Raw genomic sequence first — 485 nt, 5'->3', positions numbered from 1 at the left:
ATCTCGGGGGAGATACCCATGACCACCACCGCTACACGCCCGCCTACCTTTTTCTTTTCCACCACCAACCCTAATAATCCACACGCGATGGCCCGTGCTCAAGCCCGCCGGGCCACCTATAAAACCTGGGTCGGGGCCATGCCCAGCCTGCACGCCGATATCAACACCACCGCACTATCCCTAGTTGCTGCCTGGTCACTGCCGGAAGGCCACATCAAATCCGGCCTGCGTGCTATCCACCGGCTAGAAAGTCTGCCGAAAGTCAAAGCCATACAAGACACCCACTGCCTGCTCGACATTGAATCCCTCATTGCTATCGATCAACCCATGTCAGCACTGACAGCCTTGACTGATGAAACCCTGGATTTTATCGACACCCTCCTGGCTGACTTTTTTACCCCTTCTAAGCCGAACCAAGCTTTTCCCACGCGTAGCCAAATCAGGCGCAAAGTCCGCGATATTTGTAAAACCCTGGATGATTCCAT

General features: G+C 54.4%; 1 pseudogene. It reads left to right on the top strand.

What is annotated here, in order from left to right:
• Positions 1–18 precede the first annotated feature (18 nt).
• A pseudogene (locus HMPREF2526_RS00485) lies at positions 19–485 on the top strand (HNH endonuclease); the annotation flags it as partial.

Source organism: Corynebacterium sp. HMSC070E08 (assembly GCF_001808895.1).
GTDB classification, from domain to species: domain Bacteria; phylum Actinomycetota; class Actinomycetes; order Mycobacteriales; family Mycobacteriaceae; genus Corynebacterium; species Corynebacterium hiratae.
This window is presented reverse-complemented; position numbering and strand designations above follow the sequence as displayed.